Below are 14963 nucleotides of genomic sequence, written 5' to 3'. Positions count from 1 at the left end.
GCTGCCGGGGTCGTATCTGGCGGTGTTGTGTTGTCACCCGAAGCATCGCGCTCAGCACCGCTGTCACCACCGCCGCCACACGCGCTGAGGATGAATAAAATTAAAATGAGTAATTTTGAAAAATGAGTATTCATTATGAGAAGGAATAAAAAGGTGCGGATAGCCTTTATTTGGGGCCTCTGTGTCGGGCCTAGTCGGTGGTGGCTCCATACCGATGGGGCACCAAAAGCCAGCCAGAGGGCGTGTTCTTGGGTGATGGGAGCACTGCTGGGACTTGCAAGGCCTGGCTGACTGGGTTTAGAAAAATTGGTCTAAAGCACTATTTTAAATAAAAAAGACTTTACCTTTGTTTGGGCGGTCATGCCCCAGCGGGGCGTTCAGTTGCAGGCCCTCGGCGATGTCGGTTTTAGCGCTCAATTGCAAGATCGACTGGGCACCAGCTTGAATGAGCGTGTGCATTTGCACGTTTGCGCGGTCGATGGGGTGTTAGAAGCGGTGGCGACTGAAGAGGTCGCCCGCAGCCCAGTGGCTGTTTTCCGTGTCAATTTTCATCCGGCCACCGTTTGCGCTCGTTCGGCTGCGCAAGGCGGGCAGTCGATGGGTGTACCGCTGCGCCAAACAGCGCAGCGAGCCAAAATTGACAGGTCAAGCCCGAATTTTTTTCCGTTGCATGCTTGCGATTTCGATAAACGCGCGAGCGGCAGGTGACAGTCGTTCAAAGTTCAATGCGGCCAGTGCAATCTCGCGTGGCCATCGGGGTTGAAGGCTGCGATAGGCAAGCCCTGCGGGGGCATCTGGCAATGCCAATCTGGCGGCAATGGCAATGGCATCAACCTGTGCCACAAAGCCCATCATGGAAGTCAATTGCTCAAACCGAAACAGCGTTTTGGGGATGACCCCCTGGGCCTCAAGGAATTGATCAATGTGCCGACAGGAGCCCGCCGAAGTGCGGATGAAAGGCTGATTGTGAAAGTCCTTGGCGCTGACTGTTTTCTTGGATGCCAGGGGGTGTTAGACCGGCAGCACGGCCACCAACTCGTCTGTGACCACGGGCAAGGTGTCAAAACGTTCATCGGGCAAGACCACAAAACCCAGTTCCACGCGACGCTGCAACAGCCAGTGCACCGCCACCTCATCCACCACTTCATCGATCTGCACTTCCACCAGAGGGTGGGCGCGCTGGAATTGCGCCATCAACGCTGGCAGGATGCGCAGGGATGAGCTTGCGCCAAACGACGCGATGCGCAGAGTTCCCCGCGCAATACCCTGCTCAAGACTGGCTTCCTGCTGTAGCGCTTCCTTTTGCTGCAGGATCGTGCTGATCCCGCTGTCGGCCCTAGTCTTCAAAACCTTCACCCTGAGCTGGGAGCAGTTCTGGGTCGCCGTGACCAGTCCGCGCGTGATGGCGTCTTACCGGCTGACCTTTGGCGCGTCGCTGATCGCCGCGTTGGTCAATGTGTTTTTTGGTTTGCTGGTGGCTTGGGTGTTGGTGCGTTATGACTTCTTTGGCAAAAAGTTTGTCGATGCCTTGGTCGATTTGCCTTTTGCTTTGCCCACAGCGGTGGCGGGTATTTCGCTGACGGCTTTGCTGGCGGGCAATGGCTGGATTGGCCAGTACCTGGAGCCTTGGGGTATTCAGCTGGCCTTCAAACCCAATGGCGTGGTGATTGCGCTGATCTTCATTGGCTTGCCCTTTGTGGTGCGCACCGTGCAGCCGGTGCTGGAAGACACCGAAAAAGAACTCGAAGAAGCGGCCACTTGCTTGGGCGCCACGCGTTGGCAAACCTTCAGCCGAGTGATTTTCCCGAGCATTGCGCCTGCGCTGCTGACCGGATTTGCCATGGCTTTTGCGCGGGCCATTGGTGAGTACGGCTCGGTCATTTTCATCGCCGGCAACATGCCCATGGTGTCCGAGATCACGCCGCTGATCATCATTGGCAAGCTGGAGCAATACGACTACGCGGGCGCTACTGCTGTGGCCTTGGTGATGCTGGTCATCTCGTTCATGTTGCTCTTGGTCATCAACGCTTTGCAAACTTGGCAACGCCGCCGTTCGGGCGCTTCGTCATGAGCCCAACCCTCACCGCCAACAAGGTCCAGGCGGGCACCACCGAAGCCCGCTGGATCCGCCGCAGTCTGATTGGCCTGGCGCTGTTGTTCATGTTTTTGTTTCTGGTCTTGCCCTTGGCGGCGGTGTTCACCGAAGCCTTGCGCAAAGGTCTGGACGCTTATCTGGAGGCGCTCCAGGAGCCCGATGCCTGGTTGGCGATTCGCCTGACGCTGATCGTCGCATCCGTGGCGGTGCCGCTCAATTTGGTGTTTGGTGTGGCGGCCTGGGCCATTGCCAAGTACGAGTTCAAGGGCAAATCGCTTTTGACCACCTTGGTGGACTTGCCGTTTTCCGTGTCACCCGTGGTAGCGGGCCTGGTCTATGTGTTGATGTTTGGGGCCCACGGCTGGTTCGGCCCTTGGCTGCAGGCCAACGACATCAAGATCGTGTTCGCGGTGCCGGGCATCATCCTGGCCACCCTATTTGTCACCTTTCCCTTCATTGCACGCGAGTTGATTCCGCTCATGCAAGCGCAAGGCAGCGAAGAAGAACAAGCGGCCATCGTGTTGGGTGCTACGGGGTGGCAAACCTTTTGGCGCGTGACGCTGCCCAACATCAAATGGGGCCTGTTGTATGGCGTGATTTTGTGCAATGCACGCGCCATGGGCGAGTTCGGCGCGGTGTCGGTGGTGTCGGGCCACATTCGGGGGCAGACCAACACCATGCCTTTGCACGTGGAAATTCTCTACAACGAATACCAGTCGGTGGCCGCTTTTGCCGTGGCCTCGCTGCTGGCTTTGTTGGCCCTGGTCACCCTGGCCATCAAGTCTTTCATTGAATGGCGTCACGCCCAAGAAATGCAAGCGTCGGCCAAAACCCCGCCCGAGCAGCCAGCTCACTGACTTCACCTTTAAATTCTGGTTTGAAACATGGGCATCGAAATCCGCAACGTCCACAAACAGTTTGGTGACTTCACCGCCTAGCACAACGTCAGCCTCGACATCGAGTCGGGCGAACTCGTCGCCTTGCTGGGGCCATCGGGCTGCGGCAAGACTACGCTGCTGCGCATCATCGCGGGGCTGGAGACGGCCGACCAGGGCACCATCGCCTTCAGTGGCGAAGACACCACCCATGTCCATGTGCGCGAGCGTCAGGTGGGTTTTGTGTTCCAGCACTACGCCTTGTTTCGCCACATGACGGTGTTTGAGAACGTGGCCTTTGGCCTGCGCGTCAAAATCGCGCAACCAGCGCCCGAGCGAATCCGAAATCAAGCGCAAGGTGCATGAGCTTTTGGGCTTGGTGCAACTCGATTGGCTGGCCGACCGTTACCCCTCGCAGTTGTCGGGCGGGCAGCGCCAGCGCATTGCGCTGGCACGCGCCTTGGCGGTTGAGCCCAAGGTGCTGCTGCTGGACGAACCTTTTGGCGCGCTGGACGCCAAGGTGCGCAAGGAGCTGCGCCGCTGGCTGCGCCGCCTGCACGACGAGTTGCACGTGACCAGCAACTTTGTCACACACGACCAGGAAGAAGCCCTGGAAGTAGCCGACCGTGTGTTGCTGATGAACAAAGGCAATATTGAGAAAATTGGCTCGCCCCAAGATGTGTGGGACCACCCGGCCAGCCCCTTTGTGTATGGTTTTTTGGGCGATGTGAACCTGTTCCATGGCCGCGCCCACGAAGGCGAGATGCTGATTGGTGCCGACCAGCACGCCATCCGCCTCGAAAGCCCTGAACACGGGCAGGTGCAAGACGCCAAAGCCTTTGCCTACGTGCGCCCGCAGGACCTGGATGTGACGCGTTACACATCGGGCACCGCTCACACCGGCATCGTGGCCAAGCTGACCCGTGCCATCGTGGTGGGCCCTGTGGCACGGCTGGAGTTGGAGCCCGTGGAAGCGGGCCTGTTTGGCAAGGACGCGGTCATCGAAGCGCAGTTGTCGGCATCGCAATACCGCCAGCAAGACTTCAAGGAGGGGGAGACTTTGGTGCTGACACCGCGCAAGGCAAGGGTGTTTGTCGAGGGTTGACCAGGCCGTTAAATACCTTGAATCACTTTGTCCGGGACTTGTGTGAAGGCAGGTGGCATCCCCACCCATGGGGCATAAAAACCGTCATGGTCTGTTGGCGCTTTGGGGGCCAGTTGCCCGTGCAGCACCTCCCATCCCGCTTGCGCGCTGTCGATCAGGGGCAGGGTGCAGTGGGCTTGCAGCAATCGGGCATAACCGGCCAAGCCTGCGCCGCCCAAAATGATGCTGGCCGCACCGCTTTGGGCGGCCTTTTGGCAAGCTTGGCTGAGGCAGCGAATGGCCATGTCGGGGTCGGCCTGCAGCGCGGCCCCGGTCGGGGCCACGGTCTCGATGTGGCGCAGCTGCGCGCCGTAACCCAGACTGATGGCCAGGCGCTGCAGCATGGGCTTCCAGCGTTCACCGCCCGTCACAATGGCAAATGGTCCATGGGTACTGGCCTGAATGAACGAGGCTTCGGCCAGTCCAGTGACCGGGCAGCCGCTGACTTCGCGCAGTGCGAACAAACCCGGGTCACCAAAACAGCCGATCAACACGCCGTCCAGCGGTTGCTGTGACGTGCGGTGCGTGGTCCACACATCCAGACAAGCGTGGGCCGCTACCGCATGGCTGGCTTCGCAGGCAATGTAGAGGGCACCAAATCGGGCAGTCTGCACGAGCAACTGCACACCTGGCGGCACTTGAGGCTGCAAGACTTCTTGCAGCCGCTGTGTGGTCAGTGGGTTGGTGTTGGGGTTGATCAGCAAATAACGGCGCAATCCGGTGGTTTCCATGCTGGGTGTTCCTTTTCAGTGTGTGACGTCGACCTCCAACCCGTGCACTGGGGCGAGCCCATACCGGGATGTCTGGCCTTGCTGCGGTGTGCGCTCGGCTGCGGTCAAAACATGGGCCGGGGCTGCAGTCACGGTGCGAGAGGCATTGGTGCCGATGAAGGGTGGTCATGGTGCTGCAATCGGAATTTGGTTAGTAGTTTGATTGCATACAAAGAAAACACCAAATTGGGGTGAGACTCCATAGGTGCAAACCAGAATGGTGCCAGAAAACACCATTTCTGTGCCTAAATGCGGGTGACAAGTGGGTATTTTAAAGTTGACGGGCTTGGCCGGGTGGGTGCAGTGATGTGTCGCATCTGGCACGGCGATTGCATACAAAAACCTTGCCAGACGCTTGCAAGGTATGTTAATTTATTGACCTGATCTGTCAGTACTCAAGGTCTGTTGCTCATTTTTCAATCCACTTTTACTGGAGCTTTGATGAAGCGGTCTATCCTTTCCCCTCGTTTGTTGCCCACATCTTGGGCGTTCACCATGGCTGTCGGGATGGGGCTCAGCGCCATCTCCATGGCGGTTCAGGCGCAAGAAAAAGTCTTGCGCATTGCCATGACGGCGGCCGACATTCCCCGCACCTTGGGGCAGCCTGACCAAGGCTTTGAGGGCAACCGGTTCACCGGCATCCCGATGTACGACGCCTTGACCCATTGGGATTTGTCCAAATCGGATGGCCCCAGTGTGTTGATTCCTGGCTTGGCCACTTCTTGGGCTGTAGGTGCCACCGATAAAACCAAATGGACCTTCAAGCTGCGTCCAGGCGTGAAGTTCCACGATGGCTCGGCCTTGAATGCCGATGCGATCGTCTGGAACGTGCGCAAGGTGTTGGACAAAGACGCGGTTCATTTTGATGCCAGCCAGGTGGGCGTTACGGCATCGCGCATGCCTACCCTGCGCAGTGCCCGAAAAATCGATGACCTGACGGTGGAACTGACCACCAGCGAGCCCGATGCGTTTGTGCCCATCAACTTGACCAATTTGTTCATCGCCTCGCCGGCCCATTGGCAAAAGAAATTTGATGCCGCTGCAGGTGCTACACCGGCAGACAAATCCAAGGCAGCCTGGACCGCATTTGCGGCAGATGCCTCTGGTTCTGGCCCCTTCAAGATGGCCCGGTTCGTGCCACGTGAACGCCTCGAAATGGTGGCGAACAAAACCTATTGGGACGCCAAGCGCCTGCCCAAGGTCGACCGCGTGGTGCTTGTGCCCATGCCCGAGGCCAACGCCCGCACTGCAGCCTTGCTCGGGGGTCAGGTCGACTGGATCGAAGCGCCAGCACCCGACGCCATGCCGCAAATTCGCCAGCGGGGCTTCAAGATTGAAAGCAATGCCCAGCCGCATGTGTGGCCTTGGCAGTTGTCTTTTGCCGAAGGTTCCCCTTGGCTGGACAAGCGGGTGCGTCACGCGGCCAACTTGTGCGTGGACCGTGAAGGCATGAAAACCCTTTTGGGCGGGATGATGGCGGCCCCCAAAGGCACCGTGCCTCCGGGCCACCCCTGGTGGGGCAACCCCAAATTTGACATCAAGTACGACGTGAACGCGGCCAAGACCTTGATGACACAAGCGGGTCACAGCGCGGCTAAACCCCTCAAAGTCAAGGTGCAGATTTCGGCGTCAGGCTCGGGCCAGATGCAGCCCTTGCCCATGAACGAGTTTGTGCAACAGTCGCTCAAGCAGTGCTTCTTTGACGTCCAGTTTGACGTGATCGAGTGGAACACCTTGTTCACCAACTGGCGTAAGGGTGCAAAGGACCCATCGGCCAACGGCGCCAATGCCATCAATGTGAGCTATGCAGCGATGGACCCCTTCTTTGCCATGGTTCGTTTCACCAGCACAGGCGCCTTCCCACCGGTGTCCAACAACTGGGGTTACTTTGGCAATCCGGAATTTGACAAATTGATCACCGATGCCCGTACTCAGTTCGAAGATAAGAGGCGTGATGAGGCGCTGGCTAAGTTGCACGCCCGCATTGTTGAAGAGGCGCCTTTTGTCTGGATTGCCCACGACGTGGGGCCTCGCGCCATGAGCACCAAGGTCAAGGGTTTCGTGCAGCCACGCAGTTGGTTTGTTGATCTGGCGCCAGTGTCGATGGACTGATGGTCACGGCGTGGGCCCACCGGGCCCACGCCGCTGGGTGTGCAGTCAGGTGGTGAGCGGCCTGCCTGCACACTTTTTTAATTGCAGTTTTGGAGTGCTGGCATGCTCGGCTTTTTGTTGCGGCGACTGATTTATTCCCTGCCCATCATGCTGGGGGTGGCGCTGGTTTGTTTTGGCTTGGTGCACCTCGCACCCGGTGATCCTCTGATGTCGATATTGCCGCCAGACGCCTCGGCCGACTTGCAGGCGCAGTTGATCGAGCTGTACGGATTCAACCGCTCTTACCCTGAACAGTTTGTGACCTGGGTCTGGCGCGCTTTGCAGGGCGATCTGGGTACATCCATTGCCAGCAACCGGCCGGTGGCTTCGGAGGTCATGACCGCCGTGGGCAACACTTTGCGCCTCGCCCTGCTGGCCACCCTGATCGGGTTTGTGCTGGGCTGTTTGTTTGGTTTTGTGGCCGGGTATTTCCAGAACTCTTGGCTCGATAAATTTGCCTCTTTGCTGTCTGTACTGGGGGTCAGCGTTCCGCACTATTGGCTGGGCATGGTCCTCGTGATTGTGTTTTCTTCGATCCTGATGTGGCTGCCACCCGGTGGTGCTGGGCCGGGCGGCTCCAGCCAGTGGATTTGGGATTGGGAGCACTTCAAGCACATGCTCTTGCCCGCCATCACCATGAGCGTGATCCCAATGGGCATCATTTCTCGGACGGTGCGGGCCTTGGTGGCCGACATTCTGGCGCAAGAGTTCATCGTGGGTTTGCGCGCCAAGGGCTTGACCAATTTTGGTATTTTTTGGCATGTGGTCAAAAATGCAGCGCCCACGGCGCTGGCGGTGATGGGCTTGCAGTTGGGTTACTTGCTCGGCGGCTCGATCCTGATCGAGACGGTTTTTTCCTGGCCTGGCACGGGCTTCTTGCTCAATTCGGCCATCTTCCAGCGCGACTTGCCTTTGCTGCAAGGCACGATCCTGGTGCTGGCGATGTTTTTTGTCGTGCTCAACCTCATCGTGGATGTGATCCAGACCTTGCTGGACCCTCGCATTGCACGCGCTTGATCCCGACCCCAAGGAATTGACATGACTTCATTGAATGCGGCTGCCAGCCCCGTGCTCCCGCTGGTGTATGAGCGCTCTGCCGGTTATTGGGAAACCGTAGGGCGTCGGTTTTTACGTGACAAAGTGGCTGTGGGTGCCGCCCTGGTGGTGCTGTTGTTGATGGTGCTGGCTGTGTTCGGCCCCTGGCTCGCGCCCATGGACCCTTACCAGTCCGCCATGCTCAAACGCCTCAAGCCCATTGGCTTTGAAGGCCACCCCTTGGGCACCGACGAGTTGGGCCGCGACATGCTCACCCGCTTGATGGTGGGGGCCAAGTTGTCCTTGTTCATGGGCATCACGCCGGTGGTATGTGCCTTTTTCATCGGCTCCTTGATCGGCATCACCGCCGGTTACACCGGGGGCTGGGTCAACAGCGTGATGATGCGCACCATCGACGTTTTTTATGCCTTTCCTTCGGTGTTGTTGGCCATTGCCCTGTCGGGCGCTTTGGGGGCCGGTATCACCAATTCACTCATCTCCTTGACGATCGTATTCATACCGCCGCTGGCCCGTGTGGCCGAGAGCGTGACCACGCAGATTCGGGAGCGTGATTTTGTCGAAGCGGCCAGGGCGTCGGGTGCATCCGCTTTCACCATCGTGCGGGTGCATGTGCTGGGCAATGTGCTAGGGCCGATTTTTGTGTACGCCACGAGTTTGATCGCGGTGTCCATGATCTTGGCCTCGGGTCTGAGCTTTTTGGGGCTGGGGGTCAAACCCCCCGAGCCGGAATGGGGCCTGATGCTCAACACCTTGCGCACCGCCATTTATACGCAACCCTGGATTGCAGCCTTGCCTGGGGCGATGATTTTCATGACATCGATTGCTTTCAACCTTCTGGCCGACGGCTTGCGCTCGGCCATGGAAATCAAACAGTGAGGTCCGCATGACAATGGCCAATGATGAGGTGGGCGGATCAAGTCAGCCGATGCTCTCGGTGCGCGGTTTGGTCAAGCACTTTCCACTCAAGAAAGACTTGTTGGGACGCGGCGCGGGCGTGGTGCGCGCTGTCGACGGGGTGAGCTTTGACGTGTTCAAAGGCGAGACCCTGGGGGTGGTGGGCGAGTCCGGTTGCGGCAAGTCGACCACAGCCCGCTTGCTCATGCAACTGATCAACCACGACCAGGGCGAGTTGGTGTTCGATGGGCAGACGGTGGGCAGCAAGTCGCTGCCCTTGAAGGATTACCGGCGTCAGGCCCAAATGGTGTTTCAAGACAGCTACGCGTCCTTGAATCCGCGCTTGACCATGGAGGATTCGATCGCATTTGCCCCCATGGTGCACGGACTGCCTGAGCGCGAGGCGATCGAGCGTGCGCGTGACTTGCTCGAACGGGTGGGGCTGGCACCACAGCGCTTTGCCGAGCGTTATCCGCACGAGTTGTCAGGCGGGCAAAGGCAGCGCGTCAACATCGCACGGGCCTTGGCCTTGCAGTCGCGTTTGATCATTCTGGACGAGGCGGTTTCTGCCCTGGACAAGTCGGTGGAAGCGCAGGTGCTGAACCTCTTGCTCGACTTGAAAGAGGCGTTTGGCCTGACCTATATTTTCATCAGCCACGACCTGAATGTGGTGCGCTACATGAGCGACAGGGTGATGGTGATGTACCTCGGCCAAGTGGTTGAAGTGGGGGACAGTGAAATCCTGTTCAAGCATGCGGCGCACCCCTACACACAAGCCTTGCTCTCGTCCATCCCAACATTGGACCCGGATCGGCGCACCGAAACCCCGCCTTTGGCCGGTGACCCGCCCAACCCGATCAACCCGCCCAGCGGCTGCCGTTTTCACACCCGTTGTGCGCACGCCCAAGCCATTTGCAGCGAAAAAATGCCGGTGTTGGCCCCAGCCCAACACGGCCAACAGGTGGCCTGCTGGATGCATGTGGCAGGCGCAGCGCACACCGGGGCACCCTCAGGGCAGGGCGCGGTCAAGCCCTTGGAGGTCGCGGCATGAAAACGGAGACATCAACCCCCGCATTTGTGGACATCCGCCAATTGCATGTCACCTTCACCGGTGGCAAAAAACCCGTGCAGGCGGTCTCGGGCGTGGACTTGCGCGTGCAACGCGGTGAAGTGGTCGCCCTGATTGGCGAGTCGGGCTCTGGCAAGAGCGTGACCTTGCGCACTTTGCTGCGTTTGCATGCCGAAAAGAAAACCCAAATCACAGGGCAAATCAGGGTGGGCGATCACGACGTGCTGAAACTGTCGTCGGACCAACTCAACCGATTTCGTGGGCGCGTGGCGTCCATGATTTTTCAAGAGCCTTTGCTGGCGCTCGACCCGGTTTACAGTTTGGGCCAGCAAATCATCGAAACCATTAGCCGTCACGAAAAGGTGAGCGAAGACGAGGCCAAGCAGCGGGCCTTGGCCTTGTTTGAGCGGGTGCGCATTCCCAGCCCAGAGCGCCGTTTGCAAGCCTATCCGCATGAAATGTCGGGCGGCATGCGCCAGCGCGCCATGATCGCCCTGGCCCTGGCCTGTCGGCCCCAGTTGCTGCTGGCCGACGAGCCCACCACCGCGCTGGATGCCACGGTGCAAATCCAGATCCTGCTGCTGCTTCGCGAGTTGCAAAAAGAGATGGGCTTGTCGGTGATTTTTGTCACGCACGACATCGGTGCCGCCGTGGAGGTGGCGGACCGCATTGCCGTGATGTATGCCGGCCGGATTGTGGAGGAGGGGCCCGCCCGAACCCTGATTCGTGAACCCCGTCACCCCTACACCCGTGCTTTGCTGCAAAGCCGCGCCGACGGGGCTTTGGCCAAAGGCCAGCGCCTGGAAACCATTGCCGGCGCACCGCCTGACTTGACGAATTTGCCACAGGGCTGCGCCTTTGCCAGCCGTTGCAAGTTGGCGGTGCCTGAATGCAGTGCCACACGCCCGGAAGTCACTTGGCTGGCCGAAGGCCACAGTGTTCGCTGCCTGCTGGCCCAGCCCCATTCCCAGTCCAATTTTCAGCAAGTGGCCTGATCATTTTTTAACGTGAGGTGAACATGAGTCGACACACCGATGCCCTGTGGGACAACGCCCACGCCTTCATGCCTTACCCATCGAGCCCGGTGGCCCACGTGGCCACGGGCCCTTTGTCGGGCCTGAGCTTCGCGGCCAAAGACATTTACCACGTCAAGGGCTACCCCACCAGTGGCGGTCAACCCATGCTGATGGCCCTGTGGGGTGTTCAGGACCGCACGGCCCCAGTGGTGCAAAGCTTGCTGGACGCCGGTGCGCGTTTTGTCGGCAAAACCGTCACCGACGAATTGGCGTTTTCCATGAATGGTCAAAACGCCCATTACGGCGCGCCCATCAATGGCGCGGTGGCCGAACGCATCAGTGGCGGGTCTTCCTCGGGTTCGGCTTCTGCCGTGTCGAACCGCCTGTGCGATTTTGCTTTGGGTTCAGACACGGGCGGCTCGGTGCGGGCCCCCGCCAACCATTGCGGTTTGGTCGGCATGCGGCCCAGCCAGGGGCGCATCAGTTTGCAAGACACCATGGCCTTGTCGCCCAGCTTGGACACTTGCGGCTGGTTTGCCCGTGATGTGCCCACCTTTGCCCGTGTGGCCGAGGTCTTGTTGGGCAAGGACGCGCAGGCTTTGCCCGATCACATCCGCTTGCTGGCCCCGACCGACATGTGGGCGCTGGCCACGCCGGGCGCCCTCAAAGCCCTCAAGCCTGTACGTCAACAAATAGAGCAATGCTTGGGCAAAGCCAAGTCGGTACGCGTCATGCAGGGTGACATGGACACCATGTATTGGCATTTCCGCGCCATTCAGGGCCGCGAGGCCTGGGATGTGCATGGGGGTTTTCTTCAGCGCTTTCGTCCTGTGCTGGGCGCTGCGGTAGCCCAGCGCTTTGACTGGTCTTCCAAAGTCACCGATGAGCAAGTGGCCAAGGCGCGGGCTTTCCGCGAAGTGTGGCGCCAGCACATGCAGCACATCTTGGGCAACGACGGCGTGCTCTTGATGCCCACCATGCCCGATGTGGCCCCTTTGATCCGTCAGACCGATGCCGAGTTGGAAACCTACCGCAACCGGGCCACAAGTTTGCTGTGTGTGGCGGGCATGGCGGGCTTGCCGCAGGTGAGCTTGCCACTGGCCAGTCACCAGGGCGCACCCTTGGGTATTTCTTTGGTGGGGCCAGAAGGCTCAGACCGCAGTCTGGTCAAACTGGCAGAACACATCCACCGCGCGTGGTCCTGAACGCCGCAGGGACACCCCATGTGCGCGGCGTTAAAGGGGACTCAGGCGCACACTCAAAGGCAGTGAATGAATCTCGCAATCTACGCTCAAGCCCCGGCGCTCGATCACCAAAAAAGCACCGTCGTCCAAGGCCATCAAGGGGTGGTGCCAGGTGCCTTTGTGCAGCGTGAAGCCTTGCTGGCCCGTGACTTCAAAGCACACCAGCGTGCGCAGGTCGGGTGGGTCTTGGCCCAAGGCCACCAGCAAGCGACAGCGCGCCCCGGTCAAGGGCACAAAGGTCTGACTGCCGTGTTGGTGCCGCTCCAGCATGTGGCAAGGACCCTCGGGGTTCTGTGCCAGCGCATGGAACACGGCCAACACCGCCTGGCCTTGGTCGTCCGCCAAGTCCAGGCCCGCTGGCAAATCCAGCCGTCCGCTGGTGCCTTGGTTGATGGTTTGGTGGGCGGGTGCAAACAAATTCAACACCTCGCCATAAGGCGAAAAAGCTTGTGCCGTGAGGGGCTGACAAGCCAGGGTGCCCAATGGGTGTTCAGTGCTCATGGAATGACTCGGGTGAATGGGGTCCATCATGACAGATGAACGCCGACGGGGGGTGTCCCAGTCGCCCAAAGTCGGCCTCGACCTGCCCGTTCAAACACCCGTTTCGGCGCAGGCTGTGGCTGACGCTTCAAACTGGCCGCAGGAGGCGGGTGCAGTGGTGCACGTCACAGGCGCCGATCGGGTGTACGAGGCGATTTACCAGGCAGTTCTGGAGCGACGACTGTCCCCAGGTGAGCGCCTGCGCGAACAAGAGTTGGCCGAGCAGTTCAATGTCTCGCGCACCTTGGTGCGCCAAGCCTTGCAGCGTCTGGCGCAAGAGCAGGTGATCGAATTGCTGCACAACCGAGGGGCTCGTGTGCCCATTCCCAGCCTGGAAGACGCCGGCAGTGTTTTTGATGCCCGCAGGGTGGTCGAGTGCGAAGTGGCCAGACAACTGGCGGGCCGATTGTCTGCCGAGCAATTGCAGACCTTGCAACATTTGGCTGACGGTGAAACCGAGGCCGATCGCATGGGCGAGCATGCCCTGGCGATTCGCCTTTCGGGTGAATTTCACCAAGCCATGGCCGACATGCATGGCAACCCGGTCATGGCCCGCTGGCTCAATGGCTTGCTGCCCACCACGTCCTTGCTCATGTCGCGTTTCAAACGCCAAGGGGGGCAAGTGTGCGTGGCGCACCGGCATGTCGATTTGATCAGCGCCTTGCAAAAAAGTCCTGCAGCGGCAGGCGCAGAAATGCGCAAACACCTCAACGAACTGGAGCAGTCCTTGACGGCGCCTGCAACACCTCGCAGGCAATTGCGTGATGTCTTTCAAGCTTATCGGGACAGCCCCGAATGAACACCTGTGGAGATCGAAGCATGAATGTGAGTCCCGACAATTTGTCCTCTTTGCGCATTGACGCCAATCGTTTGTGGCAATCGCTGATGACCTTGGCCCAAATCGGGGGCACCGACAAAGGGGGCGTGTGCCGCTTGGCCTTGACCGATCTGGACCGCCAAGGCCGGGACCTGGTCACGTCTTGGGCCCGCGAAGCGGGCATGACCGTCACGGTCGATCAAATCGGCAACGTCTTCATGCGCAGAGCCGGGCGGCAGCCCGATTTGCCGCCCATCATGACCGGCAGCCACATCGACACCCAGCCCACCGGTGGCAAGTTCGACGGCAACTACGGCGTGTTGGCCGGGCTGGAGGTGGTGCGCTGCCTGAACGACCACGGCATCGAAACCGAGGCCCCGATTGAGGTGGCCTTTTGGACCAATGAAGAAGGCTCTCGCTTTGTACCGGTGATGATGGGTTCGGGCGTTTTTGCCGGCGCGTTCTCGCTGGAGCACGCCTACAAAGCCCAAGACCAAGAGGGCAAAACCGTGCTGGAAGAACTGCAAAAAATCGGCTATGTCGGCGCTGAAGTACCGGGACAGCACCCCATCGGAGCGTATTTTGAAGCCCATATCGAGCAAGGCCCGGTGCTGGAAGATGCAGGCGTGACCATTGGCGTGGTCAGCGGTTCCTTGGGCATCCGTTGGTTTGACTGCATCGTCACGGGCATGGAAGCCCATGCCGGCCCCACGCCCATGCCCTTGCGCCGAGATGCCATGCAGGTGGCCACGCACTTGATGCAGGCCGTCGTGAAGACGGCCCTCGCACATGCTCCGCACGCCAGGGGCACGGTGGGCATGGTGCATGTGCACCCCAACAGCCGCAATGTGATTCCGGGTCGGGTCAAGTTCAGCATCGACCTGCGCAACAACACCGACGCCAGCGTGGAGGCCATGGCCGATGAGATCAAAGCATTGGCTCAAAGTTTGCAGGGCAGCACCGGCCTGCGCATCGACCTGACCCTGGTGTCGAGTTTCCCGGCGCAACCCTTCCATCAGGAGTGCGTGGAGGCGGTGTCTGCCGCCGCTGCCCACTTGGGCTACAGCCAAATGCCGGTGGTCTCAGGTGCCGGGCACGATGCCATCTACACCGCCCGTCTGGCCCCGAGCGGCATGATTTTCATCCCCTGCAAAGACGGCATCAGCCACAACGAAATTGAAGATGCCCAGCCCGCCGACATCGCTGCGGGGTGCAATGTTTTGTTGCACGCGATGCTCGGCAAAGCAAGAGTGGCGCAGACCCGTTGAAAGGGCGCTGTCGCCGAGCGGGTC

The 14963-nt window shown here is 59.7% G+C and carries 12 protein-coding genes and 2 pseudogenes; 11 read left to right on the top strand and 3 right to left on the bottom strand.

From position 1 onward, the window contains the following. Nucleotides 1–645: 645 nt before the first annotated feature. A pseudogene (locus Q0O99_RS05610) lies at nucleotides 646–1356 on the bottom strand (LysR family transcriptional regulator substrate-binding protein). Here Q0O99_RS05610 and cysT point away from each other — a divergent pair. The 3 genes and pseudogenes from cysT to Q0O99_RS05595 all read left to right on the top strand — a co-directional run bounded on the left by cysT (nucleotide 1241) and on the right by Q0O99_RS05595 (nucleotide 4075). Then, a complete protein-coding gene (gene cysT, locus Q0O99_RS05605) occupies nucleotides 1241–2071 on the top strand; it encodes a sulfate ABC transporter permease subunit CysT (protein WP_367185209.1) in 831 nt (276 codons plus the stop codon). The pseudogene Q0O99_RS05610 and the gene cysT overlap by 116 nt on opposite strands. Beyond that, a complete protein-coding gene (gene cysW / locus Q0O99_RS05600; protein ID WP_293749419.1) occupies nucleotides 2068–2952 on the top strand; it encodes a sulfate ABC transporter permease subunit CysW in 885 nt (294 codons plus the stop codon). The genes cysT and cysW overlap by 4 nt, the downstream gene beginning before the upstream one ends. Nucleotides 2953–2979: 27 nt before the next feature. Beyond that, a pseudogene (locus tag Q0O99_RS05595) lies at nucleotides 2980–4075 on the top strand (sulfate/molybdate ABC transporter ATP-binding protein). A gap of 8 nt (nucleotides 4076–4083) precedes the next feature. Here the strand turns inward: Q0O99_RS05595 and Q0O99_RS05590 are convergent. Continuing rightward, on the bottom strand, nucleotides 4084–4845 hold the full coding sequence (locus Q0O99_RS05590; protein ID WP_293749417.1) for an aspartate/glutamate racemase family protein: 762 nt from the start codon (nucleotides 4843–4845) through the stop codon (nucleotides 4084–4086). Between the two features lie 534 nt (nucleotides 4846–5379). Between Q0O99_RS05590 and Q0O99_RS05585 the strand changes: the two genes are divergently transcribed. From Q0O99_RS05585 to Q0O99_RS05560, 6 genes are all read left to right on the top strand, one after another. Then, nucleotides 5380–6996, top strand: coding sequence for an ABC transporter substrate-binding protein (locus Q0O99_RS05585; RefSeq protein ID WP_293749415.1), 1617 nt, complete (start codon nucleotides 5380–5382; stop codon nucleotides 6994–6996). 102 nt (nucleotides 6997–7098) lie between these two features. Continuing rightward, complete coding sequence (locus Q0O99_RS05580) at nucleotides 7099–8052, top strand: ABC transporter permease (protein ID WP_293749414.1); 954 nt, start codon at nucleotides 7099–7101, stop codon at nucleotides 8050–8052. 21 nt (nucleotides 8053–8073) lie between these two features. Then, the gene (locus tag Q0O99_RS05575) at nucleotides 8074–8967 is read left to right on the top strand and encodes an ABC transporter permease (protein ID WP_293749413.1); all 894 of its coding nucleotides are present in this window, start codon (nucleotides 8074–8076) and stop codon (nucleotides 8965–8967) included. 7 nt (nucleotides 8968–8974) lie between these two features. Further along, the gene (locus Q0O99_RS05570; RefSeq protein ID WP_293749411.1) at nucleotides 8975–10036 is read left to right on the top strand and encodes an ABC transporter ATP-binding protein; all 1062 of its coding nucleotides are present in this window, start codon (nucleotides 8975–8977) and stop codon (nucleotides 10034–10036) included. Continuing rightward, nucleotides 10033–11049, top strand: coding sequence for an ABC transporter ATP-binding protein (locus Q0O99_RS05565; RefSeq protein WP_293749410.1), 1017 nt, complete (start codon nucleotides 10033–10035; stop codon nucleotides 11047–11049). Before Q0O99_RS05570 ends, Q0O99_RS05565 begins: the two co-directional genes overlap by 4 nt. Nucleotides 11050–11072: 23 nt before the next feature. Continuing rightward, entirely contained in the window at nucleotides 11073–12275 is a 1203-nt protein-coding gene (locus Q0O99_RS05560; RefSeq protein WP_293749408.1) for an amidase, read from the top strand. A gap of 30 nt (nucleotides 12276–12305) precedes the next feature. Here the strand turns inward: Q0O99_RS05560 and Q0O99_RS05555 are convergent, their stop codons facing one another. Beyond that, complete coding sequence (locus tag Q0O99_RS05555; protein ID WP_293749406.1) at nucleotides 12306–12815, bottom strand: ureidoglycolate lyase; 510 nt, start codon at nucleotides 12813–12815, stop codon at nucleotides 12306–12308. Nucleotides 12816–12843: 28 nt separating this feature from the next. Here Q0O99_RS05555 and Q0O99_RS05550 point away from each other — a divergent pair, with 28 nt between their 5' ends. Continuing rightward, nucleotides 12844–13653: a GntR family transcriptional regulator gene (locus Q0O99_RS05550; RefSeq protein ID WP_293749404.1), complete on the top strand. Its 810-nt coding sequence runs from the start codon at nucleotides 12844–12846 to the stop codon at nucleotides 13651–13653. A gap of 20 nt (nucleotides 13654–13673) precedes the next feature. After that, nucleotides 13674–14939, top strand: a complete 1266-nt coding sequence (locus Q0O99_RS05545; protein ID WP_293749402.1) for a Zn-dependent hydrolase — start codon at nucleotides 13674–13676, stop codon at nucleotides 14937–14939. Nucleotides 14940–14963: the final 24 nt, after the last annotated feature.

This window comes from Limnohabitans sp. Rim8, assembly GCF_945901735.1.
Lineage (GTDB): Bacteria > Pseudomonadota > Gammaproteobacteria > Burkholderiales > Burkholderiaceae_C > Limnohabitans_A.
The sequence above is the reverse complement of the archived record's forward strand: the minus strand, read 5'-3'. Positions and strand labels throughout refer to the sequence as shown.